The 23,161-nt window shown below is 71.3% G+C and carries 19 protein-coding genes and 1 pseudogene; 13 read left to right on the forward strand and 7 right to left on the reverse strand.

The annotated features are described in order from the left end of the window. Positions 1 to 34: 34 nt before the first annotated feature. A complete protein-coding gene (locus C6N40_RS06885) occupies positions 35 to 829 on the reverse strand; it encodes a hypothetical protein (RefSeq protein ID WP_106990279.1) in 795 nt (264 codons plus the stop codon). Beyond that, positions 826 to 1,539, reverse strand: a complete 714-nt coding sequence (locus tag C6N40_RS06890; protein ID WP_106990280.1) for an SDR family oxidoreductase — start codon at positions 1,537 to 1,539, stop codon at positions 826 to 828. The genes C6N40_RS06885 and C6N40_RS06890 overlap by 4 nt, the downstream gene beginning before the upstream one ends. A 98-nt stretch (positions 1,540 to 1,637) precedes the next feature. Here C6N40_RS06890 and C6N40_RS06895 point away from each other — a divergent pair, with 98 nt between their 5' ends. The 4 genes and pseudogenes from C6N40_RS06895 (at position 1,638) to C6N40_RS06910 (ending at position 7,136) form a co-directional block, all read left to right on the forward strand. Beyond that, entirely contained in the window at positions 1,638 to 4,502 is a 2,865-nt protein-coding gene (locus C6N40_RS06895) for a M16 family metallopeptidase (protein ID WP_106990281.1), read from the forward strand. Between the two features lie 78 nt (positions 4,503 to 4,580). Continuing rightward, positions 4,581 to 4,895 (forward strand): annotated as a pseudogene (locus C6N40_RS06900) (DUF4156 domain-containing protein); the annotation flags it as partial. 167 nt (positions 4,896 to 5,062) lie between these two features. Then, positions 5,063 to 6,079: a 3-oxoacyl-ACP synthase III gene (locus C6N40_RS06905; protein WP_106990283.1), complete on the forward strand. Its 1,017-nt coding sequence runs from the start codon at positions 5,063 to 5,065 to the stop codon at positions 6,077 to 6,079. 73 nt (positions 6,080 to 6,152) lie between these two features. Then, positions 6,153 to 7,136, forward strand: coding sequence for an LLM class flavin-dependent oxidoreductase (locus C6N40_RS06910; protein WP_106990284.1), 984 nt, complete (start codon positions 6,153 to 6,155; stop codon positions 7,134 to 7,136). 6 nt (positions 7,137 to 7,142) lie between these two features. Here C6N40_RS06910 and C6N40_RS06915 read toward each other — a convergent pair whose 3' ends face one another. The 4 genes from C6N40_RS06915 to C6N40_RS06930 form a co-directional block, all read right to left on the reverse strand. Next, positions 7,143 to 7,913, reverse strand: a complete 771-nt coding sequence (locus C6N40_RS06915; RefSeq protein ID WP_106990285.1) for a hypothetical protein — start codon at positions 7,911 to 7,913, stop codon at positions 7,143 to 7,145. Positions 7,914 to 7,985: 72 nt separating this feature from the next. Next, the gene (locus C6N40_RS06920; RefSeq protein WP_106990286.1) at positions 7,986 to 8,696 is read right to left on the reverse strand and encodes an ABC transporter ATP-binding protein; all 711 of its coding nucleotides are present in this window, start codon (positions 8,694 to 8,696) and stop codon (positions 7,986 to 7,988) included. Next, the gene (locus tag C6N40_RS06925; RefSeq protein WP_106990287.1) at positions 8,689 to 9,891 is read right to left on the reverse strand and encodes an ABC transporter permease; all 1,203 of its coding nucleotides are present in this window, start codon (positions 9,889 to 9,891) and stop codon (positions 8,689 to 8,691) included. Before C6N40_RS06925 ends, C6N40_RS06920 begins: the two co-directional genes overlap by 8 nt. Before the next feature lie 5 nt (positions 9,892 to 9,896). Further along, the gene (locus C6N40_RS06930) at positions 9,897 to 11,114 is read right to left on the reverse strand and encodes an efflux RND transporter periplasmic adaptor subunit (RefSeq protein WP_106990288.1); all 1,218 of its coding nucleotides are present in this window, start codon (positions 11,112 to 11,114) and stop codon (positions 9,897 to 9,899) included. A 144-nt stretch (positions 11,115 to 11,258) separates the two neighbouring features. Here C6N40_RS06930 and C6N40_RS06935 point away from each other — a divergent pair, with 144 nt between their 5' ends. The 7 genes from C6N40_RS06935 (at position 11,259) to C6N40_RS06965 (ending at position 18,657) form a co-directional block, all read left to right on the forward strand. Then, positions 11,259 to 12,188 (forward strand): alpha/beta fold hydrolase, encoded by a 930-nt coding sequence (locus tag C6N40_RS06935; protein WP_106990289.1) that lies wholly within the window; start codon positions 11,259 to 11,261, stop codon positions 12,186 to 12,188. After that, a complete protein-coding gene (gene oleC, locus C6N40_RS06940) occupies positions 12,185 to 13,846 on the forward strand; it encodes an olefin beta-lactone synthetase (RefSeq protein WP_106990290.1) in 1,662 nt (553 codons plus the stop codon). The genes C6N40_RS06935 and oleC overlap by 4 nt, the downstream gene beginning before the upstream one ends. Next, positions 13,843 to 14,838, forward strand: coding sequence for a 2-alkyl-3-oxoalkanoate reductase (gene oleD, locus C6N40_RS06945; protein WP_106990291.1), 996 nt, complete (start codon positions 13,843 to 13,845; stop codon positions 14,836 to 14,838). The genes oleC and oleD overlap by 4 nt, the downstream gene beginning before the upstream one ends. A 91-nt stretch (positions 14,839 to 14,929) precedes the next feature. Then, positions 14,930 to 15,085, forward strand: coding sequence for a DUF1328 domain-containing protein (locus C6N40_RS06950; RefSeq protein WP_106990292.1), 156 nt, complete (start codon positions 14,930 to 14,932; stop codon positions 15,083 to 15,085). Positions 15,086 to 15,137: 52 nt separating this feature from the next. Next, positions 15,138 to 15,776, forward strand: a complete 639-nt coding sequence (locus C6N40_RS06955) for a ubiquinone biosynthesis accessory factor UbiJ (protein WP_106990293.1) — start codon at positions 15,138 to 15,140, stop codon at positions 15,774 to 15,776. Further along, positions 15,773 to 17,443 (forward strand): ubiquinone biosynthesis regulatory protein kinase UbiB, encoded by a 1,671-nt coding sequence (ubiB, locus tag C6N40_RS06960; protein WP_106990294.1) that lies wholly within the window; start codon positions 15,773 to 15,775, stop codon positions 17,441 to 17,443. The genes C6N40_RS06955 and ubiB overlap by 4 nt, the downstream gene beginning before the upstream one ends. A 287-nt stretch (positions 17,444 to 17,730) precedes the next feature. After that, positions 17,731 to 18,657 (forward strand): IS110 family transposase, encoded by a 927-nt coding sequence (locus C6N40_RS06965; protein ID WP_106990295.1) that lies wholly within the window; start codon positions 17,731 to 17,733, stop codon positions 18,655 to 18,657. Between the two features lie 37 nt (positions 18,658 to 18,694). Here C6N40_RS06965 and C6N40_RS06970 read toward each other — a convergent pair whose 3' ends face one another. Then, complete coding sequence (locus C6N40_RS06970; RefSeq protein ID WP_162782124.1) at positions 18,695 to 21,421, reverse strand: M16 family metallopeptidase; 2,727 nt, start codon at positions 21,419 to 21,421, stop codon at positions 18,695 to 18,697. A 128-nt stretch (positions 21,422 to 21,549) separates the two neighbouring features. Here C6N40_RS06970 and C6N40_RS06975 point away from each other — a divergent pair, with 128 nt between their 5' ends. Together C6N40_RS06975 and C6N40_RS06980 are read left to right on the forward strand one after the other, a co-directional pair. Further along, positions 21,550 to 22,251, forward strand: coding sequence for a pseudouridine synthase (locus C6N40_RS06975; RefSeq protein WP_106990297.1), 702 nt, complete (start codon positions 21,550 to 21,552; stop codon positions 22,249 to 22,251). Positions 22,252 to 22,325: 74 nt separating this feature from the next. Continuing rightward, complete coding sequence (locus C6N40_RS06980; RefSeq protein WP_106990298.1) at positions 22,326 to 23,117, forward strand: tetratricopeptide repeat protein; 792 nt, start codon at positions 22,326 to 22,328, stop codon at positions 23,115 to 23,117. The last annotated feature ends 44 nt before the right edge of the window (positions 23,118 to 23,161 follow it).

Here is a 23,161-nt window from a genome sequence, read left to right on the forward strand (position 1 = left end):
CAATCAATGACTTGCGGTTGGAGGTGGCGTCCGGTCAGCCGGGCCGGACACGACAGGCGGACAGCGGCTCCCCCTCCAGCGCCCGCCACTGGCCGGCCGCGGCCGGCGCGGCCGGCGCCGGGAAGTCGATGCGCGCCAGCAGCGGTTCCCCGTCCTGCTCGTCGCGCAGGTTGCTCAGGCCCTCGAAGCGCAGCAGCCGCCGGCTCTCGCGGCCGTAGGCGACGTCGATGTGCGGCGCCAGCCAGCCCAGCAGGCCGCCCAGGCGCAGCCGGAAGAATTCGGCCGGCTCCCCGGCCACCTCGCCGGAGCCGCGCCGGCGCACGGTGAAGTCGTAGGCATCGAGCCGCGACGGCACGGCGAACTGCAGCGGCACCGGCTTGCCGGCCACCAGGGGCTGCCAGCGGCGGCGGATGAACTCGTCGAAGCCGGCGTCGGCCACCAGCGCCTCGCCGCCCGCCACCGGCGCGCGGCGTTCCTCGCCGTCGGCGTGCCGGCGCACCCAGAGCTCGCCGCCCTGCCCGTCCCGGCGCAGTCCCTCGCGGTAGCCCAGGCGGGCATCGACGAAATCGAAGGACGGCGCCAGCGCCGAATCGCCGTAGTCCACCTGCTTGCGCGCGAAGGCGGTGCCGTCGGCGCAGCGGTACACCACCAGCCGACGCCGCAACCCGTCCTCGTCGTGTTCGAGCAGGTGCTGCTCACGGTAGAGCAGCGCGCCGCTGTCGGGGTCGTGCGCCAGGCCTTCCTGTTCCTGCAGCGAGGCCGACGCCGGCAGGGCGGCCGACAGCAGGGCCGCCGACAGCGTCGCCGCCCAGCCCGGCGCCCGCGTCACCACGGCAGCGCCGCCCCGTCGCGGTCGACGAACTCGCCGGCGCCCAAGTCGCCGCGCCGCTCGAGCATTTCGAGCAGGTCGTGCACCGACTCGCTGGCCGTGACCGGCGCCTTGCTGCCGCCCATGTCGGTGCGCACCCAGCCGGGGCTGGCCGCGAGCACGCCGATGCCCATCGGGTTGAGCGCGCGCGCCATCAGCACGGTGGCCATGTTCAGCGCCGCCTTGCTGATGTTGTAGCTCGGCGTCTGGAAGGACTGGGTGAGCGCCATCGAGCCCAGGCGCGAAGACAGGTTGAACACCCGCGGCCGCACGCCGCGCGCCAGCAGCGGCGCCAGCGACTGCGCCAGCATCAGCGGCGCGATCGTGTTCACCTGCAGCGTGTGTTCCAGCACGCGCGGGTCGAGGGCGCCGAAGCGCTCGCCCGAGGCCAGCGTGCCGGCGTTGTTGACCAGCAGGTCGATGGCCGGGTGCAGCGCCGCCACTTCGGCGGCGAAGGCCTGGCGCGAGTGTTCGTCGGCCACGTCCAGCGGCGCCACGTGCAGGTGCCCGGGATGGGCCGCGGCCAGCTGGGTGAGTTCGTCGGCATGCCCGGGCTGGCGGCAGCCGGCCACCACGCGGTCGCCGCGGGAAAGCAGCTGGCGCGTGAATTCCAGGCCAAGGCCGCGATTGGCCCCGGTGACCACGACGGTGCGCGATTGCTTCACGTCCATGCTCCGACTATGCCCTTGGGCCTAGTGTATGGCCTGTCAAGGCAAGCTAGGATGCAGGGTCCCCGGGAACGTCCCGGCGCTACGACAGGAACCCACGCATGACCCAGACCCGTCTCCCGCGCGTGCGCGCGCTGGTCCTGGCCCTCGGCTTCGCCGTTGCCGCCCTCTCCCCCGTCCAGGCCCGTGATGCCGCCAACGACGCCGCCACGGCGCCGGTGCAGGCCGACATCCCGTTCGAGCAGTTCACCCTGCCCAACGGCCTGCGCGTGGTGGTGCACACCGACCGCAAGGCGCCGATCGTGGCGGTGAACGTCTGGTATCACGTGGGCGCCAAGAACGAGCTGCCGGGCCGCACCGGCTTCGCGCACCTGTTCGAGCACCTGATGTTCCAGTCCAGCGAGAACCACAAGGGCGAGTTCTTCACCCCGTTCGAGCTCGTCGGCGCCACCGACCAGAACGGCACCACCAACTCCGATCGCACCAACTACTTCCAGAACGTGCCCACCACCGCGCTCGACATGGCGCTGTGGATGGAGTCCGACCGCATGGGCCACTTCCTCGGCGCGGTCACCCAGGAAGTGCTCGACGAGCAGCGCGGCGTGGTGCAGAACGAGAAGCGCCAGGGCGAGAACCAGCCCTACGGCCAGGTCTTCCAGCGCCTGCTCAAGGCCAGCTATCCCGAGGGCCACCCGTACAGCTGGCCGGTGATCGGCTCGATGTCCGACCTCGACGCCGCCTCGCTCGAGGACGTGCAGAACTTCTTCAAGTCCTGGTATGGCCCCAACAACGCCGTGCTGGTGCTGGCCGGCGACATCGACGTCGCGACCGCGAAGGAAAAGGTCACCCGTTTCTTCGGTGACATCCCGGCCGGCCCGACCCTGGCGCAGCCCGCGGTCGACCCGGCGGCGCGCACCGACTCGACCCGCGACGAGTTTACCGACCGCGTGCCGCAGGCCCGCGTCTACCGCGCCTGGAACATCGCCGAATACGGCCAGGCCGACGTCGACCGCCTGCAGCTGGTGTCGCAGGTGCTGGGCGGCTCGCGCGCCTCGCGCCTGGACAAGCGCCTGGTGCACGGCGACAAGATCGCCGACCGTGTCTCCGCCGGCGCCTGGGGCAACCAGCTCGGCGGCCTGTTCTTCATCCAGGTCGACGTGAAGGCCGGCGTCGACCCGGACGTGGTCGAGAAGGCCATCGACGAGGAAGTGCGCCGCCTGATCACCGAGGGCCCGAGCGCCAGCGAACTCGAGCAGGCCCGCACCAGCTTCAAGGCCGGCTTCATCCGCGGCATCGAGCGCATCGGCGGCTTCGGCGGCAAGGCCGATGCCCTGGCCGAGTGCACGGTGTACATGGGCGACCCGGGCTGCTTCCGCGAGAGCCTGGCCACCATCGAGTCCGCCACCGCCGACGACCTGATGGCGGCCGGCCAGCGCTGGCTGTCGCGCGGCGACCACACCATCGTGGTCACCCCGGGCGAGCGCGTGCCCACCGTCGAGGACGCGAGCCTCGCGCACCCGGACATGCCGGAAGTGCCGGCGGCCGACCCGAAGTACACCACCGTGGCGAGCGACGTCGACCGCTCCAAGGGCCCGCCGGTGACCACCGAGTTCCCGGACCTGGTGTTCCCCGAGCTCAAGCGCGCCGAGCTGTCGAACGGCACCACCCTGGTGCTGGCCGAGCGCCCGGGCCTGCCGGTGGTGCAGATGAGCCTGCAGCTGCCCGGCGGCTACGTCGCCGACGTGGGCCGCAAGCTCGGCACCGCCAGCTTCACCATGGGCATGCTCGACGAGGGCGCCGGCAAGTACGGCGCGCTCGCGTTCGGCGACGAGGCCGAGCGCCTGGGCGCCAGCCTCGGTTCCAGCGCCTCGCTCGACGGCGCCAGCGCCTACCTGTCGGCGCTCAAGGAGAACCTCGACCCGTCGGTGGCGCTGTTCGCCACCATGCTGCGCATGCCGCGCTTCGACGACGCCGAGATCGAGCGCGTGCGCCAGGGCTGGATCTCCTCGATCCGGCAGGAGAAGGCGCGCCCGAACTCGGCCGCCTCGCGCCTGCTGCCGCCGCTGCTGTACGGAAAGGGCCATCCCTACGCCATCCCGTTCAGCGGCACCGGCGACGAGGCGTCCATCGCCTCGCTGACCCGCGACGACCTGCTGGCCTACCACCGCGACTTCGTTCGCCCCGAGGGCTCGACCCTGATCGTGGTGGGCGACACCACGCTCGACGAGATCGTGCCGGTGCTCGAGAAGCACCTGGGCAACTGGCGGGGCCAGGGCGAGGCGCCGGCGCTGCCGTCGATCGACGCCGTGGCACTGCCGCAGTCGCCGCGCGTGTTCCTGGTCGACCAGCCGGGCGCGATCCAGGCCAACATCTTCGTCGGCCAGCTGGCGCCCTCGACGATGGACGAGAAGGCCACCGAGTTCGAGATCGCCAATTCGGTGCTCGGCGGCGAGTTCAGCTCGCGCCTGAACATGAACCTGCGCGAGGACAAGCACTGGGCCTACGGCAGCTACAGCTTCGTGCAGGCGGCCAGGGGCCAGCGCCCGTGGATGGCCTTCGCGGCCGTGCAGATCGACAAGACCGCCGAGTCGATGGCCGAGCTGCAGCGCGAGATCAGCCAGTACGCCACCGGCGAGGCGCCGGCGAAGGCGGAGGAGGTGACCAAGATCCAGGCCACCGAGATCCGCAGCCTGCCCGGTTCGTACGAAACCGCCAACGCCGTGCTCGGCGCCATCGGCGGCATCGTGCGCTACCAGCGCCCGGACGATTACGTCGTGCAGCGCAAGGCGAAGATCGAGGCGCTGACCCCGGAGATCGTCAACACCGCCGCCGCCACCCTCCAGCCCGGTTCGCTGACCTGGGTGGTGGTGGGCGACCTCTCGCAGATCGAGGAAGGTGTGCGCGCCCTCGGCCTGGGCGAGGTGCAGGTGATCGACGCCGACGGCAACCCGGTCGCCGGCAAGTAAACCCCGGCGGGTACATTGCCGGTTAAGCACGGGCGGGGCGACAATCCCGCCCGTGCCTTTTCCAAAGGAGACCGTTGCATGCGCCTGCTGATCCTTCCCGCCGCCCTGCTGGCCACGCTCGCCGGCTGCACCTGGGTGAAGATGGCGCCGGGCGCCTCCGAAGTGCGCGTGGCCGCCTTCGGCCAGGACCTGTCGGCCTGTGAACGCCGCGGCGAGGTCTCGGTGTCGGTGCGCAACCGGCTGGGGCCCTACGAGCGCAACGACATCCGGGTCCGCGACGAGCTCGAGACCCTGGCCCGCAACGAGGCCCCCGGCCTGGGCGCCGACACGGTGCAGCCCAAGGGCGAGCCCGACGACGGCGAGCAGCGTTTCCTGGCCTTCCGCTGCCGCGGCGCCGCCCCGGCCGCCCGTCCGGCCACGGCCGGCGAGGATGGCGCGCAGACCTATCCGATCGAGGATTGAGGCCCGGCGGCCTTCACGCGCGGGGCCGCCGAAAGTTGAGCCAGGAGGGCGAAAAGAGTAACTTTGACGGGTTTCCCCAACGCTGGGCATGCCCGCTTATGTTGTTCAAGCACGTTTCCATCGCCGGCCTGGCGCACATCGATGCGCCGCATCGCCTGAGCTCGGCCGACATCAACGCCCAGCTCAAGCCGACCATGGACCGGCTGGGGATCAAGACCGACGTCCTGCAGGACATCGCCGGCATCTACGCCCGACACCTCTGGGACGACGAGATGCAGGCCTCCGACGCCGCCACCCTGGCCGCCGAGAAGGCCATCGCCGACGCCGGCGTCGACCGCAGCAAGATCGGCCTGCTGGTCAACACCTCGGTCAGCCGCGACTACCTCGAGCCGTCCACCGCCTCGATCGTCTCGGGCAACCTGGGCCTGGGCGAGAACTGCCAGAACTTCGACGTCGCCAACGCCTGCCTGGCCTTCATCAACGGCATGGACATCGCCAGCCGCATGATCGAGCGCGGCGAGATCGAATACGCCCTGGTCGTCGACGGCGAAACCGCGAACCTCGCGTACAAGAAGACGCTCGAGCGCCTGAGCGGCCCGGACGTCACCGAGGAGCAGTTCCGCAACGAACTCGCCACGCTCACCCTGGGCTGCGGCGCCGCCGCCATGGTGCTCTCGCGCACCGAGCTCACCCCGGACGCGCCGCGCTACAAGGGCGGCGTCACCAAGGCCGCGACGCAGTGGAACACCCTGTGCCGCGGCAACCTCGACCGCATGGTCACCGACACCCGCATGCTGCTCATCGAGGGCCTGAAGCTGGCCACCGCCACCTTCGGCGCCGCCCGCCAGGCGCTGGGCTGGGTGGTGGACGAGCTCGACGAATTCGTCATCCACCAGGTCTCGCAGGTGCACACCCAGGCCTTCATCAAGGCCTTCGGCATCGACCCGGCCAAGGTGATGACCATCTTCAACGAGCACGGCAACATCGGCCCGGCCTCGGTGCCGATCGTGCTGAGCAAGCTCAAGGAAATGGGCCGCCTGAAGAAGGGCCAGCGCGTCGCCCTGCTGGGCATCGGCTCGGGCCTGAACTGCTCGATGGCCGAGGTGGAGTGGTAAACCCCGCCGCCCAGGCGAAGCGAAAAGGCCCACCTCGCGTGGGCCTTTTCCGTTGTGGCGTAGCATTGGCGGCATGATCCCGCTCTCCATCCTCGACCTCGCCCCGGTCACCGTGGGCAGCACGCCCGCGCAGACCTTCGCCAACACGCTCGACCTGGCGCGGGCCGCCGAGCGCCTGGGTTACCGGCGCTACTGGCTGGCCGAACACCACAACATGCCCGGCATCGCCAGCGCGGCCACCGCCGTGCTGATCGGCCACGTCGCCGCGGGCACCTCGCGCATCCGGGTCGGCGCCGGCGGCATCATGCTGCCCAACCATGCGCCGCTGCAGGCGGCCGAAGCCTTCGGCACGCTGGGCACGCTGTTCCCCGGCCGCATCGACCTGGGCCTGGGGCGTGCGCCGGGCACCGACGCCGCCGCGGCCAGGGCGCTGCGCCGCTACTACGCGAGCGCGGACGAGTTCCCGGCCGACGTGGTGGAGCTGCTGCGCTACTTCGAGCCGGTGCAGCCCGGCCAGGCCGTGCAGGCCGTGCCGGGTGCGGGCGTCGACGTCGAGGCCTGGATCCTGGGCTCGAGCCTGTTCGGGGCACGCCTCGCCGCGGCCCTGGGCCTGCCCTACGCCTTCGCCTCGCATTTCGCGCCCGACCTGCTCGGGCAGGCGCTGGCGACCTACCGGCGCGAGTTCCGGCCGTCGTCGCGCCTGGCGGCGCCGCACGCGATGCTGGCGCTGAACGTCGTCGTCGCCGACACCGACGAGGAAGCCGCGCGCCTGTTCACCACCCAGCAGCAGGCCTTCGTGAACCTGCGCCGGGGCCAGCCCGGCCTGGTGCCGCCGCCGCTGGAAAGCGGCGCGGCCATCGACGACTACTGCTCGCCGGCCGAGCGGCACATGATCGAGGCCACGCTGGCCTGCCGCGCGGTGGGCTCGCCCGCCACGGTGCGCGCGGCCATGGCCGACTTCGTCGCGCGCCACCAGCCGGACGAGCTGATCCTCACCGCCAATCTCTTCGACCACGCCGCGCGCGTGCGCTCGTTCGAGCTCGCCATCGCCGCCTGAGTCCCTTCATCGGCCGGAGCCGTCGCGGATTGCCCTGAGCCGCTCCCGGGCCCGGTCGCTCAGCGGCCGGGCCGGCACGCCGCCCCAGGTTTCGCCGGCACCGACGCGCGACCCGGGCAACAGCACCGAGTGCGGCAGCAGCGTCGCATCCGGGCCGACGAGCACGTCGCCCATGATGGTGGCGCCCAGGCCGATGGTGGCGCGATCGCCGATCTCGACCGGCGCGATGGTCAGGTGGCCGCCGCCGCCGTAGTGCGCGAACAGGCGCACGGAGCCGCCGATCACCACGTCGTCGCCGATCCGGATCAGCCGCGGGTCGGAAATCAGTTCGGTGTTGATGAAGGCGCGCCGGCCGATCCGCATGCCAATCGCGCGCAGGAACCACGGCCCGAACGGCGTGATCGTGACAAAGGGCAGGAAGCTGTAGCGCACGACGTAGAGCAGGCCGTTGTGCAGGCACCAGGGCAGGGTGGCGAGGCTGAAGTAGCTTCCCTGGTAGGGCCCGACGCGGGTTGGCAGCACCGCGTTCATCATCGCGACCACCACCAGCAGGGCGAAGCCGCCGGCGAAGAACGCCAGGCCGTAGCCGAGCCAGGTGGCGGCCAGCGGCAGGATGCCGTCCGCGGGTCCGACCCAGGCCTGCCAGCAGGACACGAAGGCCAGGTCTGCGCCGATGGCCACGCCCAACGCCGAGGCGGCGAGCAGGTACAGCAGTCCGGTCGCCAGCCAGTGTGCGGCCGGGCCGAAGCGCCGGACAAGGCGCTCGAAGGGGTTCATGCGACTTCCTGGGTGACCGGGGCGGCGGCCCTGTCCCGCGCGGTCCACCCTAGGCGCTTGCGCGCCGTCGCGCTAGCCGGCCGTGTCGCTTTCGATGCGGCCGTCGACCAGGGTGATGGTGCGGTCGCAGCGTTCCGACAGCCGCGGGTCGTGCGTCACCAGCAGTACCGCACAGCCGAACTCGCGGTTGAACTTGCGGAACAGTTCGAACACCTCCCCGGCCGACTTGCTGTCGAGGTTGCCGGTGGGTTCGTCGGCCAGCAGCAGCGCCGGACGGGTCACCAGCGAGCGCGCCACGGCCACGCGCTGCTGCTGGCCGCCGGAGAGCTGGTCGGGCTTGCGGTGTTCCAGCCCGGCCAGCCCGACCTCGGCCAGCAGCGCGCGGCCATGCTCGAGCTGCGCCGGCGTGGGCTTGCCGCTGGCCACGATCAGCGGCATCAGCACGTTCTCGAGCGCGGTGAAGGCCTGGATCAGGTGGTGGAACTGGAACACGAAGCCGATCGACTCGCGGCGCAGCCGCGTGCGCCCCTCGTCGTCCATGCGCCGGGTCGGCTGGCCCAGCAGGTAGAGCTCGCCCTCGCTCGGATGGTCGAGCAGGCCGACCACGTTGAGCAGGGTGCTCTTGCCCGAACCCGAGGCGCCGACCAGCGCGGCGAAGTCGTGCCGGTGCAGCGCCAGGTCCAGGCCGTGCAGCACTTCGAGCTCGGTGGGCTTGCCTTCGTTGTAGCGCTTGCGCAGGCCCTCGAGCCGCAGCACTTCCTCTGCGGTGTCGTGCTCAGACATGGCGGATGGCCTCCACGGGGTCGAGCGCGGCGGCGCGGCGCGCCGGCACGGCCGCGGCGATGACGCCGGTGGCCGTGGCCAGCAGCGAGGCCGCCACCGGCAGCCAGGGATCGACCGGGATGAAGAACAGCCGCGGCCCGAAGGTGTTGAAGGCCCACACCAGCGCGTAACCGGCGCCGCCGCCCACCACCGAACCGGCCAGGCCGAAGATCGCGCCCTGCAGCAGGAACACCTGCAGCATCTGCCGGCGCGTGGTGCCCATGGCGCGCAGGATGCCGATCTCGCGCGTGCGCTGCACCACGCTCACGCTCAGCACGCTGGCGATGCCCAGGGCCACGCTCAGCGCCACGAACACGCTGATCATCTGCGTCGACAGGCTCTGCGAGCGCAGCGCGTTCATCAGCTGGGCATTGGTATCCATCCAGCTCTCGGCCTTCACGCCGGTGAGGCGGGCGATGCGCGAGGCCACGTCGCCCGCGCCGAAGATGTCGTTCACGGTCACGTCGATCACCGTCGCCGCGCCGGGCAGGTCGAGCAGCGACTGGGTCTGCTTCATGTCCAGGTAGACGTAGCGCGAATCGAGCTCGCGCACGCCCAGTTCGAAGATGCCGGCCACGTTGAGCACGGCCTCGCGGCCCTGGCCGGCGTCCAGGCGCAGCTTGTCGCCCACCTGCAGGCCCAGGTCGCGGGCGAGCTGGCTGCCGATCACCGCATCGCCGGCGCCGACGCGGAAGCGCCCGGCGATGATGTCGTCCTGCACCGGGATGATGCGCAGGTAGCGCGGCGGATCGATGCCGACCAGTGCCACCGACTCCACCGCCTCGCCGCGGCGCGCGAAAGCCGGGCCGGAGATCACCGGCGACACCGCCCGCACTTGGGGCAGCGCGTCGGCCACCGCCACCACCTGCTGCCAGTTGTTGATCGAGCGCAGGCGCTGCGCGCGCCGCGTCTCGAGGACCAGCTGCACGGTGCCCTCGCCGGCCGGCAGCACGACGTTGGCTTCCTCGGTGGGCTGCAGGCGGATGTGCGCCTGCGTGCCCAGGGTGCGCTGGATGATGTTGTCCTGCAGGCCGGTGATCAGCGCGGTCAGGAAGACGATGACGGCCACGCCCACCGCGATGCCGACCAGGATCAGCGTGCTCTGCGCCTTGCCTTCGCGCAGGAAGCGGGTGGCGATGGTCCATTGGGCCCACATCGGCGTCAGTCCAGCGCCGCCGGCAGTTCCTTGCGGGTGGCCGGGTCGGCGGCGTCCGCCGGCGCCCCGGCCGCGCGGGCGCGCACGCGGTCGCCCGCGGCCACCGGCGCGGTGGCGTCGGCCAGCACGAGGTCGCCGGCCTGAAGACCCTCGACCACCTCGCTGGCCGCCAGCCCGCGCAGGCCCAGCCGGACCACGCGGCGCTCGACGCGGCCACCGGCCACGCGCCAGACCTCGGCGCGGTCGCCGTCAATCGCGCCGAGCGCATCGTTGGGCACCACCAGGGAGCGTTCGCGGCGGCCGGTCTCCACGTTCACCGACACGGTCATGTCCTGGCGCAGGAATTCAGGCACCGGCGACACCGTGAGCCGGATGTCCACCGAACCGCGCTGGGCATCGACGCCCGGCGCGATGAAGGACACGCGCGCGTCGAAGGGCTGGCCGGGGAAGGCGTCGGCGACGCAGCGTGCGGGCTGGTCCAGGGCCAGCACGCCCAGGTTGCGTTCGTCGAGCGGCACCAGCACTTCGGTGTCGCCGTCACGGGCGATCTCGAACAGCACGCGGCCGGGCTGCACCAGGTCGCCGGGCTCGACGTTGCGGGTGATTACGGTGCCGGCGGCCTCGGCGCGTATCAGGGTTTTCTCGAGCTGGGCCCGGGCGCTGGCCAGGCGGGCGCGGGCGGCCCGTTCGGTCGGCCCGCCCTCGGCCAGTTCGTGGGCGGCCAGGCGGGCGCGCTCGGCGCTGGCGCTGGCGATGACCTCGGCCTCCAGGGCCTGCTCAAGCGCTTCCCGGGCGATGAGCTGGCGATCGAACAGTTCGCGACGGCGCTCGGCTTCGCGGCTGGCCTGCGCCAGCCTGGCCCGGGCTTCCTGCAGGGCCGCCTCGGCCTGGGGACGCGCCGAGCGCAGCAGCTGGTGCAGGCCGGCCTCGGCCTCGCGCACCGCGGCGTCCAGGTCGTCGGCGCGCAGCACCGCCAGCACGTCCCCCGGCGCCACGCGATCGCCTTCGCGCACCCGGCGCTCGAGTACGACGCCGGTGATCGCGCTGCCGGCCTGGGCCCGCGACACCGACACCACGCGGCCGGTGGCCACCACGGCCTGCACCAGCGGCGCCTCGCCGATTTCGTAGGCGTCGAGCACCGGCCCGCGCAGCGAGCCCAGCGCCAGCCCGCCCGCCAGGGCCGCGATCGGCAATACGAGCAGGGCGAGGCGACGGCGGGTCATGGGGGCTCCGGGGCGGAATCTACCCGCCGACAATACTCAATCCCTTGTGGAAACGGGGTCAGCTTCAGTTGCCGGAAACGGGGCCGGCACCGTCGGAAAGTGGACCTGACCCTGTCCTTGGGGGCTCGCGTAGAATGCCGGCCCATGGAAAACACGACTCCCAGTGCCGAACAGGCCCGCGTGCTCGCCAAGGGCCCGTTCCCCGACTACCCGTTCACCCCCAAGTCCTTCCGCCACCCCAACGGGCTGGTGCAGAGCTACCTCGACGAGGGCCAGGGCGAGACGGTGCTGATGCTGCACGGCAACCCCTCGTGGTCCTACTACTGGCGCAAGCTGGTGCTGGGCCTGCGCGACGGCTACCGCTGCATCGTGCCCGACCATGTCGGCATGGGCCTGTCGGACAAGCCCGACGACAAGGGCTACCAGTACACGCTGCGCAGCCGCATCCAGGACCTCGACCGCCTGCTCTCGCACGCGGGCGCCGGCGACGACCTGACCCTGGCCGTGCACGACTGGGGCGGCATGATCGGCTTCGGCTGGGCGCTCAAGCACGGCGCGCGCATCAGGCGCCTGGTCATCCTCAACACCGCCTCCTTCCCGCTCCCGGCTTCCAAGCCGATGCCCTGGCAGCTCAAGCTCGGCCGCGACTACAACCTCGGCGCGCTGGCCATCCGCGGCTTCAATGCCTTCGCCGCCGGCGCCACCCGCCAGGGCGTCGCGCACAAGATGCCGGCCGACGTGCAGCGCGCCTACGAGGCGCCCTACGACAGCTGGAAGAACCGCATCTCGACCCTGCGCTTCGTGCAGGACATCCCGCTGCAGCCGGGCGACCGCGCCTGGGACCTGGTCGAGGACGCCGGCAAGCGCCTGCCCGAATACGCCGACCGCCCGGCCTTCATCGGCTGGGGCCTGCGCGACTTCGTGTTCGACCACCATTTCCTCAAGGGCTTCACCCAGGCCCTGCCCAAGGCCGAGGTGCACGCCTTCGAGGACGCCGGCCACTACGTGCTCGAGGACAAGGCCGACACCCTCGTCCCGGCCATCCGCGCGTTCCTGGAGCGCAACCCGCTTTGAGCGAGGTGTGCAATATCGCGGCGGCGCTGCCGCGGCTGGCCGCGGCGGGGCCGGCGCAGGTGGCGATGCGCTGCCCGGGGCGGCGCGGGGCGAACGGGTTCGCGAAGTACGACGTCAGCCTGACCTACGGCGAGCTCGACCGGCGCTCGGACGCCATCGCGGCCGGTCTCGCCGGCCACGGCATCGTTCGCGGCAGCCGCGTGGTGGTGATGGTGCGGCCCTCGCCGGAGTTCTTCCTGCTGATGTTCGCGCTGTTCAAGGCCGGCGCCGTGCCGGTGCTGGTCGATCCGGGCATCGACAAGCGCGCCCTGCGCCAGTGCCTGGACGAAGCCGACCCGCAGGCCTTCATCGGCATTCCGCTGGCCGTGCTGGCGCGCAGGCTGCTGGGTTGGGCCCGCGGCGCGCGCGTGGTGGTCACCGCCGGCCGACGCTGGTTCTGGGGCGGGCCGACGCTGGCCGCCATCGAAGCCGCCGGCGCTGGCGCCGGCCCGCAGCTGGCCGGCACCGCGCCCGACGACGTCGCCGCCATCCTCTTCACGTCCGGCTCCACCGGCGTGCCCAAGGGCGTGGTCTACCGCCACCGCCACTTCGTCGCCCAGACCGACCTGCTGCGCAACGCCTTCGGCATCCAGGCCGGCGGCGTCGACCTGCCCACTTTCCCGCCCTTCGCCCTGTTCGACCCGGCCCTGGGCCTGGCCTCGATCATCCCGGACATGGATCCGACCCGCCCGGCGCAGGCCGACCCGCGCAAGCTGCATGACGCGATCGATCGCTTCGGCGTCGACCAGCTGTTCGGTTCACCGGCGCTGATGCGCGTGCTGGCCGAACATGGCCAGCCGCTGCCGACGCTGCGTCGCGTCACCTCGGCCGGCGCGCCGGTGCCGGCCGACGTGGTGGCGAAGATGCGGGAACTGTTGCCCGGCGAAGCCTCGTTCTGGACGCCCTACGGCGCCACCGAATGCCTGCCGGTCGCCGTCATCGAGGGCCGCGAGCTGCAGGCCACCCGCGAGGCCACCGAGCAGGGCGCCGGCACCTGCGTCGGCCGCCCGGTGCCGCCCAACGAGGTGCGCATCATCGCCATCACCGACACGCCGATCGCCGACTGGTCGCAGGTGCAGGAACTGGGCGCCGAGGCCATCGGCGAGATCACCGTCGCCGGCCCCACCGCCACCGACGAATACTTCCGCCGCCCCGAGGCCACGGCGCTGGCCAAGATCCGCGAAACCCTGCCCGACGGCAGCACCCGCATCGTGCACCGCATGGGCGACCTGGGCCGCTTCGACGCGCAGGGCCGGCTGTGGTTCTGCGGCCGCAAGACCCAGCGCGTGCGCACGCCGGAGGGCAACCTCTATACCGAGCAGGTCGAGCCGGTGTTCAACACCCACCCGGACGTGGCGCGCACCGCGCTGGTGGGCGTGGGCGAAGGCGGCCGGCAGGTGCCGGTGCTGTGCGTCGAGGTCGAAAAGCACCTGCCCCGGCACGAATACCAGCGCATCGTCGAAGAGCTGCGCCGGCTTTCGGAAGGCTTCGTGCACACCGCCCGCATCCGGCACTTCCTGGTGCACGATGGTTTCCCGGTGGATATCCGCCATAACGCCAAGATCGGCCGCGAGAAGCTCGCCGCCTGGGCCGCGAAGCAATTGGGGCGGACGCCGTGAAGGTCCTGGTCACCGGTGGCGCCGGATTCCTCGGCCAGGCCCTGTGCCGCGCGCTGCAGGCCGAAGGCCACGAGGTCAGCAGCTTCCAGCGCAGCCACTCGCCCGCGCTCGAGGCGATGGGCGTGCGCCAGCTGCGCGGCGACCTGGCCGATGCCGGTGCCGTGCACGCCGCCTTCGCCGGCCAGGAGGCGATCTTCCACAACGCCGCCAAGGCCGGCGCCTGGGGCAGCCGCGAAAGTTATTTCTCCGCCAACGTCACCGGCACCCGCAACGTGCTGGCGGCGATGCGCGCACACGGCATCGGCCGGCTCGTTCACACCTCCACGCCCAGCGTCGCCCACCGCGGCCGCGAAGCGGTGGAGGGCAACGATGAAACGACGCCGCTCGGCACGCACTTCAAGGCGCCGTATCCCGAAAGCAAGCTCATCGCCGAGCGCGAAGTGCTCGCGGCCAACGGCCCCGGCCTGGCCACCGTCGCCCTGCGCCCCCGGCTGATCTGGGGCCCGGGCGACACCCAGCTGCTGCCGCGCCTGGTCGATCGCGCCCGCTCCGGGCGGCTGCGTTTCGTCGGCGGTGGCCACAACCGCATGGACACCACCTACATCGACAATGCCGCCCAGGCCCACGTCGATGCCTTTAAGGCGCTGGCGCCGGGCGCCGCCTGCGCCGGCCGGGCCTACTTCATCTCCAACGGCGAGCCGCGCGAACTGCGCCGCATCATCAACGACATGCTGGCCGCCGCCGGCGAGCCGCCCGTGGACAAGACGCTGCCCTTCGGCGTGGCCTATGCCGCCGGCGCGGTGCTCGAGGCGGCGTGGGCGGCGCTGCGCCTGGGCGGCGAACCGCCGATGACGCGTTTCCTGGCCGAACAGCTGGCCACGCCGCACTGGTACGACATCTCCGCCGCCGCGCGTGATTTCGGCTACGTGCCGCGCGTGTCCATGGACGAGGGCCTGCGTCGGCTCGCCGCCTGGTGGCCCACGCGCGTTTAACGAAACGCTCAGTTTGTTGGCGGACAGTCAGGCAAGGGTGTCTAGCGTCGTTCGTGCCCATCGCGGGCCACGAAAAACAAGGAGAGCACCCATGCTCCATTACGCGCTGATTTTCCTCGTCGTCGCCATCATCGCCGCCGTGCTGGGCTTTGGCGGCATTGCCGGAACGGCCGCCTGGATCGCCCAGATCCTGTTCGTGGTGTTCCTGATCCTGGCCATCGTGTCCTTCCTCAAGAAGGCGACCTGACGGCCGGCCGGGCCGGCGCCTTCGACGGGCGCCGGCCCGCTAGAATGGCGGCATGACCGAGACCTCCGCCTCCCCATTCGACGCCCTCAAGCCCCTGGCCGGCCGCGCGCTGGAGCAGGCGCTCAACCGGCTCGTCGCCCTCGACCCCGACACCGCCGCCGCCCTGCGCAGCCTCGATGGCCACCGCATCGGCCTGGCGCTGGAAGCGCCGCCGGTGGCGCTGGAACTGCGGGTGGACGAAGGCCGGCTGCGGGTCGGCCCGCCGCGCGAAGAGCCCGACCTGGGCGTGCGTGCGACGATCTCCGGCGTGCTCTCGCAGCTGCCCTTCCTGCGCCCGCCGGGCGCGCCGCCGGTGGGCAAGGTGCGCATCAACGGCGACGCCGAGCTGGCGCGGCAGCTGCAGAAGCTGGCCAGACGCTTCGACCCGGACTGGGAGAAGCCCTTCGCCGACCTGCTCGGCCCGGTGCTCGGGCCGCAGGCCGCACGCGTGCTGCGCGAGGCGCTGGTCGGCGGCATGAAGTTCGCCCAGGGTTTCAGCCGCGACGCGGTCGACTACCTCGTCGAGGAGCGCCGCGACATCGTCGGCAAGGCCGAACTGTCGGCCTTCCATGACGACGTGGACGAACTGCGCGACCGGGTCGAGCGCCTCGCCGCGCGCCTGGCCCGGCTGGCGCCCGGGGGCGCCGCATGAGTCCGCTGCGCGGCGCCCGCGGCAGCTGGCGCGCGCTGGGCATCGCGCGGGTGTTGCTGCGGCACCGGCTCGACGCCCTGCTCGAGGGCACCGCCGTCGGCCGCTGGCTGTGGCTGCTCAAGCCGGTCACGCGCCGGAAGGGTGCCGCCGACCTGCCGCGCGGCCAGCGCCTGCGCCTGGCACTGCAGGAACTGGGCCCGATCTTCGTGAAGTTCGGCCAGGTGCTTTCCACCCGCCGCGACCTGCTGCCGCCGGACGTGGCCGAGGAGCTGTCGCTGCTGCAGGACCGGGTCGCGCCCTTCCCGGGCGAGCAGGCCCGGGCGCGCATCGAGCTGGGCCTCGGCCGGCCGGTGGCGGAACTGTTCGCCGAATTCGAACCGACGCCGCTGGCCTCGGCCTCGATCGCCCAGGTGCACGCCGCGCGCCTGCACGACGGCCGCGAGGTGGTGGTGAAGGTGCTGCGCCCCGGCATCCGCCAGCGCATCGCCGAGGACATCGACCTGCTGCGCACGCTGGCGGCGCTGGCCGACCGGCACCATCCCTCGGCCGACAAGATCCGCCCGCAGGAAGTGGTCAGCGAGATCGAGTCCACGCTCTATGCCGAGCTCGACCTGCAGCGCGAAGGCGCCAACGCCAGCCTGATGCGGCGCACCTGGGAGGGCAGCGACGAGCTCTACGTGCCCGAGGTGTTCTGGACCCACACCAGCGAAAGCGTGCTGACGATGGAGCGGGTGCGCGGCATCCCCTCCGACGACGTGGCCGCGCTCGACGCCGCCGGCATCGACCGCAAGGCCCTGGCCGCGCGCGGCGTGCGCGTGTTCTACACCCAGGTCTTCCGCGACAACTTCTTCCACGCCGACGCCCACGCCGGCAACATCTGGGTCGACCTCGACCCGGCCCGCAAGGCCAACCCGCGCTTCATCGCCATCGACTTCGGCATCGTCGGCCAGCTCACGCGCCAGGACCAGTACTACCTGGCCGAGAACTTCATGGCGATCTTCCAGCGCGACTACCGCCGCATCGCCGAGCTGCACATCGAAGCCGGCTGGATGCCCGACACGGTGCGCATCGACGAGCTCGAGGCCGCCACGCGCGCGGTCTGCGAGCCCTACTTCACCCGGCCGCTGAGCGAGATCTCGCTGGGCGAAGTGCTGGTGAAACTGTTCAAGACCGCCCAGCGCTACGAGCTCACCCTGCAGCCGCAGCTGATCCTGCTGCAAAAGACCCTGCTCAACATCGAGGGCGTGGGCCGCCTGCTCGACCCGAAGCTCGACATCTGGGCCGAGGCGCGGCCGGTGCTGGAGAAGATCCTGCGCGAGCGCTACAGCCCGGCCACGCTCGGCGCCGAGTTCCGCAAGCGCCTGCCCGAGCTGGTGACGCACGCGCCGGACATGCCGCGCCTGCTGCACGAGTTCCTGGTCCAGCAGGTGCGCGGCCGGCACAGCATCCACATGCGCAGCGAAGACCTGGCCGAACTGGCGCGCATTTCCCGCGCCGGACAGCGCCAGACGGTTTACGCCATCCTCGGCACCGGCCTGATGATCGTCGCCGCCGTGCTCTACGCGCTCGAGGCCGGCGGCCCGCAGTTCTGGGGCATCCCCGCCGCCGCGGCGATCGCCGGCCTGGGGGCTTTCGGCGCATTCCTCGCCGCCTGGCCCCGCCGCTAGCTCGGGCCTGTAGGAGCGCCTTCAGGCGCGAATCTTCTGCCTTTGCCTTCGGCAAAGAAGGGCTTCGCGCCTGAAGGCGCTTGTGTCTGGCTTTTGCCCTAGGGTTTGGGGTGAGAGCGGGGTGCGGGACGCCGCTGTTGCGCAGTGCTCGAAAGCACGGGTAGGAGCAAGGGCGCCCGCACCCCATCACCAAGCCAAGCCCGAACAGTTGTGCGAGTTAGCCGCTCGGATCTCACAAGCGTGGGCCAGCTGGTGTGCTCTCCAGACCAGTCTAGGGGAGAAAACCGATGTCGGCATTCGTGGGAATTGATGTGGCCAAGGGCAGCCTGGCCGTGGCGGTAATTCCGGGAAACCTCGGATTTGAGGTGAGCAACGATGCCAAGGGCCATGCCCGGCTGGTTCGGTGGCTCGGCAATCAGGCGGTAACCCGGATCCTGCTTGAGTCGACCGGCGGATATGAAAGTGCGCTGGTCGAGGTCTTGGCCAGCCGCTGGGCTGTGGTGCGGGTTCCGCCCCATCGGGCCCGGGCCTTCGCCACGGCCATGGGCAAGTCCGCCAAGACCGACCCGATCGATGCCTTGATGCTGGCCCGCATGGCCGCGGTCACCGAGGGTCCGGCCGTGACCCCGCCGACCCCGGCGCAGGCCCGGCTCCAGGCGCTGGTGCGGCGTCGAGGCCAGGTAGTCGCTCATCGCGACGATGAGCGCCGGCGGCTGCATCAGGCCAATGATGCTTTTGTCCGTCAAAGCTTGCAGCGGCAGATCAAGCATTTGCAGGGCGAAATCGCCCGGCTCGACCGGGAGATCGAGGCCTGCGTGCCTGATTGCGGCGACGAGCGCGCGGCCAGGCTCCGGGCCGTGCCCGGCGTGGGCGCCGTCACCGTGGCCACCCTGCTGGCCTTCCTGCCGGAGCTGGGCCAGCTGGAGAACCGTCAGATCAGCGCTCTGGTCGGATTGGCGCCCTACAACTGCGATAGCGGAAAGCACCAAGGCGTACGCCGCATCCGCGGCGGACGCGGCGCAGTGCGCCGCGTCCTGTACATGGCTGCTTGGAGCGCCGTGCGCCACCAGCCAGACTTCAAGGCCCGCTACGAAGCGCTGCGAGCCAAGGGGAAATGCGCCAAGGTCGCCTTGGTCGCCTGCATGCGCATCCTGGCAATCCGCCTGAACGCCATGATCAGGGATCAGACCGACTGGAGGGTCCACCCGGCCTGAGCAAGACAGTTGCTCCTACAGGCCAGGTTTCCGTCGGTCAGAAATCGCCGGCGGCGAAGTCGCTGAACCCGGCGGAAGCGAAGTGCTCGCGGATGGCGCGGTCGACGTCGGCCTTGGTCAGGGCGGCGTAACGGGCCTCGAGTTCGGCGCTCCAGGCCAGGCTGCGGTCGTACTCGAGGTTGCTGCGCAGCAGGCTGGCCAGGTTGCCGTCGTCGGCGCGCGACATCACCCGGCTCTTGAGGATGCCGTCGACGGCGTCCTTGAGTTCGGCTTCGGTCACGCCCTCGTCGAAGAAACGCGCCAGCTCCTCGTCGAAGGCCTTGCGCACCTTGGCCACGTTTTCCGGCGCCGCGATCGCGTACAGCGAAAGGGTGGCGTGCGGGTCGAGCACGTCGGCGCTGAAGCTCGAACCCACCGAGTAGCTCAGGCCCTCGGTCTGCCGCACCCGGTCGCCCAGGCGCGACTTCATGCCGCCGCCGCCCAGGATGTTGTTGGCCACCACCAGTGCCGCGTAGTCCGGGTGGTCCTCGGACACCGGCAGCTCGGCGCGGCGGTACACGGCGGCGTTGGCCTGGTCGGGCGTCTTGAAGTCGCGCACCAGGGCGTCGGGCGGATTGGCCGGGTCGGCCACGTGCACGTAGGGCTTGGTGGTGGTCCAGTCGCCGAAGTGCATTTCCAGCAGCGCCCGCGCCTCGTCGGCTTCGAAATCGCCCACGAGCGAGATCTCGCCGAAACCCGCGCCGTAGAATTCGGCGTGGAAGGCGCGCAGCTGCTCGAGCGTCACGCCCTGCATGTCAGCGATGGCCTCGTCCAGCGTGCTGGCATACCACGGGTGGCCCTTGGGCCAGGGGCTGAAATGCCGCCGGAGCGCGCGGCCGGCCACCGACTGCGGCTGGTTCCGGCCGGCCTCCAGGCCGGTGATGGCCTGGCCGCGCAGCTGTTCGAACTCATCGGCCGGGAAGGCCGGCGACTTCAGGACCTCGGCCAGCAGGGCCACGAGCCCGGGCAGGTGCTCGCGCGTGGTCGTCGCGGCCACGTTCACCGAGCGGCTGCCGCCGCCGATGCCGATCCGCGACTTGAGCGCGTCCAGGCGCTGGCTGATCTGGTCGCGGTCCAGGTTCCCGGTGCCCCGCATGAGCATCGACGGAACCAGGCCGCCGGCGACGTCGCGCCCGGTCACGTCCTCGATGTCGCCGAAGCGGAACTGCAGGGCCAGCGTGATCGTCTCGCCGCGGGTCTGCTTGGGCAGCAGCGCCACCTCGGTGCCGTTCGACAGCGTGGTGGTCTGCGTGCGCGCGTCGATGTTGGCCGGGCTCGGATCGAAGGCCTCGCCGGCGGCCACCGCCTCGCGGCCTTTATAGCCCTCGAGCAGCTGCGCCACGTCAGGCGCCGCGGGAATCTCGGCGCGGTCGGGCGACTCGGTCGGCACGAAGCGCGCGAGCGTGCGGTTGGCCGGCTTGAAGTAGTGGCGCGAGACGCGCTCGACGTCGGCCACCGTGACCTCGGCGATGCGGTCGCGGTGCAGGAAGAACAGGCGCCAGTCGCCGGCCGCGATCGCCTCGGAAAGCGACATCGCGGTCCGGTTGGCGTCGTTGAACAGCAGCTCGATGGCCTTGAGCAGGCGGTTCCTGGCGCGTTCCACCTCTGCTTCGGTGAAGGCCGTGTCGGCGGCTTTCTCGACGCCCTCGATCAGGGCCGCGGCCGTCACCTCCGGGTCGCCGTCGACCGGCACCATCGCCATCGACAGGAACTGGCCGGGCTCGGCGAGCAGCCGGGGACCGGCGCTGACGCCCACGGCCACGCCGGGCTCGACCAGCGACTTGTGCAGACGGCCCGAGGGCGTGTCGCCCAGCACCTGGCCCAGCACCTGCAGCGCGGCGGTGTCGGGGTGGGCGGACGCGGGGATGTGGTAGCCCAGTGCGACCAGGCGCGTCTCGCCGACGCGGCGCACGGTGATCTCGCGCTCGCCGTCCTGGATGGGTTCGAGGGTGTAGGTGCGCGGCAGCGGCGACGCGGGGCGCGCGATCGGCCCGAAGTGCTTCGCCACCCGCGCCAGCACGTCGGCCGGCTCGACGCGGCCGGCCACCAGCAGGGTGGCGTTGTCGGGCCGGTAGTAGCGCTTGTAGAAGGCCTGCAGCGCCTCGATCGGCATGTTCTCGACGTCGGCGCGGGCGCCGATGGTGCTGTTGCCGTAGTTGTGCCAGAGGTAAGCCGTCGAGCCCAGGCGCGACATCAGCACGCGGGTGGGTTCGGTCTCGCCGCGCTCCATCTCGTTGCGCACCACGGTCATTTCGCTGTCGAGGTCGGCGCGGGCCACGTGGGAATTGACCATGCGGTCGGCCTCGAGCGCGAGCAGCCAGTCGAGGTTGTCCTCGCCGGCGGCGAAGCTGCCGAAGTAGTTGGTGCGGTCGAGCCAGGTGGTGGCGTTGTAGCTGATGCCGCGGCGGCGCATCTCGCCCGGGATGTCGTCGTTGGTGGGCGTGCCCTTGAACAGCAGGTGCTCGAGCAGGTGCGCCATGCCGGTCTCGCCGTACCCCTCGTGCCGCGAGCCGACCAGGTAAGTCAGGTTCACGGTGACAGTGGGTTTGGTCACGTCCGGGAACACAAGCACCCGCAGGCCGTTGGCCAGCCGGTATTCGGTGATGCCTTCGACCGAGGCGACCTCGGAAACGCCTTCCGGCAGCGTCAGGGCCTGCGCTGGGAAGGCCAGCGCTACAGCGAGCAAACAGGCGCCCAGCCAGCGGGCGGCGACATTCGTCGTCATCGGATCTCCAGGGAACGACCCACGGCGGGCCGACCCCGGAGGATGCCGCGCAATCCCCGCCAATCCAACCCCTGCGGACGTTGGTGTCCGGCGCCCCATTCGTGCCGGTTGCGGGGGACAATGGCGCGATGCAGGTCCTACATATCGACGAGCACCTGGCCGTGGTGCACAAGCCCGCCGGCCTGATGGTGCATGACAGCAAGCTCGCGCGCGGCGAAACCGACTTCGCCGCCGACCGGCTGCGCGAGCAGTTCGCGCGCCCGGTCTTCCTCGTCCATCGCCTCGATCGCGCCACCAGCGGCTGCCTGCTGCTGGCCTTCGACCACGACACCGCCTCGGCGCTGGGCCGCAGCCTGATGGCCGAGCAGTTCCGCAAGGACTACCTCGCCGTCTGCCGCGGCTGGCCGGTGCCGGCCGACGGCGTGATCGACCATCCGCTCGACGGCGGTCCCGGAAAGCCGGTGAAAAAGCCCGCCGTCACCGACTACCGCACGCTCGCCACGGCCGAGGTCGACTGGCCCAGCCAGCACCACCCGACCTCGCGATACGCGCTGCTGTGCTGCAGCCCGCGCACCGGGCGCTTCCGGCAGATCCGCCGGCACCTCAAGCACGTGCACCACCACCTGGTAGGCGACTCGAGCCATGGCGACGGGCGCCACAACCTGGCCTTCCGCATGCGCGGCGTGCATCGAATGCTCCTGCACGCCTGGCGCATGGGTTTCCCCCATCCACGCGACGGCCGGCTGCTGACCGTGGTCGCGCCCCCCGACGGCGAGTTCCTGCGGGCGCTCGAACTGCTCGGGCTGCCGGTCCCCGGGCCATCGGCGTGACCCTCGGCCAATACCGCCGTCACACCCGGTGTGCAAAACTCCCCCCGCGACCCCACGACAAGCCGGAGACCCTGATGCGCCCGATGCTGCTTGCCTGTGCCCTGTTCCTCGCCCTCGCGCCCGCCGCGCCCGCCCTCGCCCAGCCGTCCGACCGCGGCCTCGACAAGGACATCATCGCCAGCCAGGGCTTCCTGGCCGGGCATCCCGACATGCGCTTCCGACTCGCCGGGCTCAGGGCCTACCGCAAAGGCAACTACACCGAGGCCATGAACCTCTTCCGCCGCGCCGCGCGCTTCGGCGACAAGCCTTCGCAGGGCATGCTGGCCGAGATGTACTGGGCCGGCCAGGGCGTCGAGGCGGATCCGGCGCTGGCCTATGCCTGGATGGACCTGGCGGGCGAGCGCAGGTACCCGATGATGCTGGCCAAGCGCGAGAGCTATTGGGAAAAGCTCGACGAGGCCACCCGCGCCCGCGCCCTGGAAGTCGGCGCCGGGATCTACGCCGAATACGGCGACGACGTGGCCAGGCCGCGCCTTGAGCGCGAGCTGCGCCGCGCCCGCTCGCAGGCCACCGGCAGCCGGCTCGGCTTCGTCGGTTCGATCAAGATCTACCTCCCCACCCCGAACGGCGACGTCATCGTGGACGGCGCCTCCTACTACGACAAGAAGTTCTGGGACATCGAAAAGTACACCGAGTGGCACGACGCCGAATGGGTCCGGGAAGCCGAGGGCACCGTCGACGTCGGCGAGCTGATGTCCGCGGGCACGGCGCTGTCGGAGGATGACGCCGCGCTCGACGAAGCGCTCTACGAGGTGCCCGGCGAAACCGACGAGACCGACGAAGCCGGCCAGTCCGGGGAAGACTGAACCCCGGGGCCGGACAGCCGGGGCCGGGGCGGCGATAATGCCGC

Source organism: Arenimonas caeni, from assembly GCF_003024235.1.
In the GTDB taxonomy this organism is placed as follows: Bacteria; Pseudomonadota; Gammaproteobacteria; order Xanthomonadales; family Xanthomonadaceae; genus Arenimonas; species Arenimonas caeni.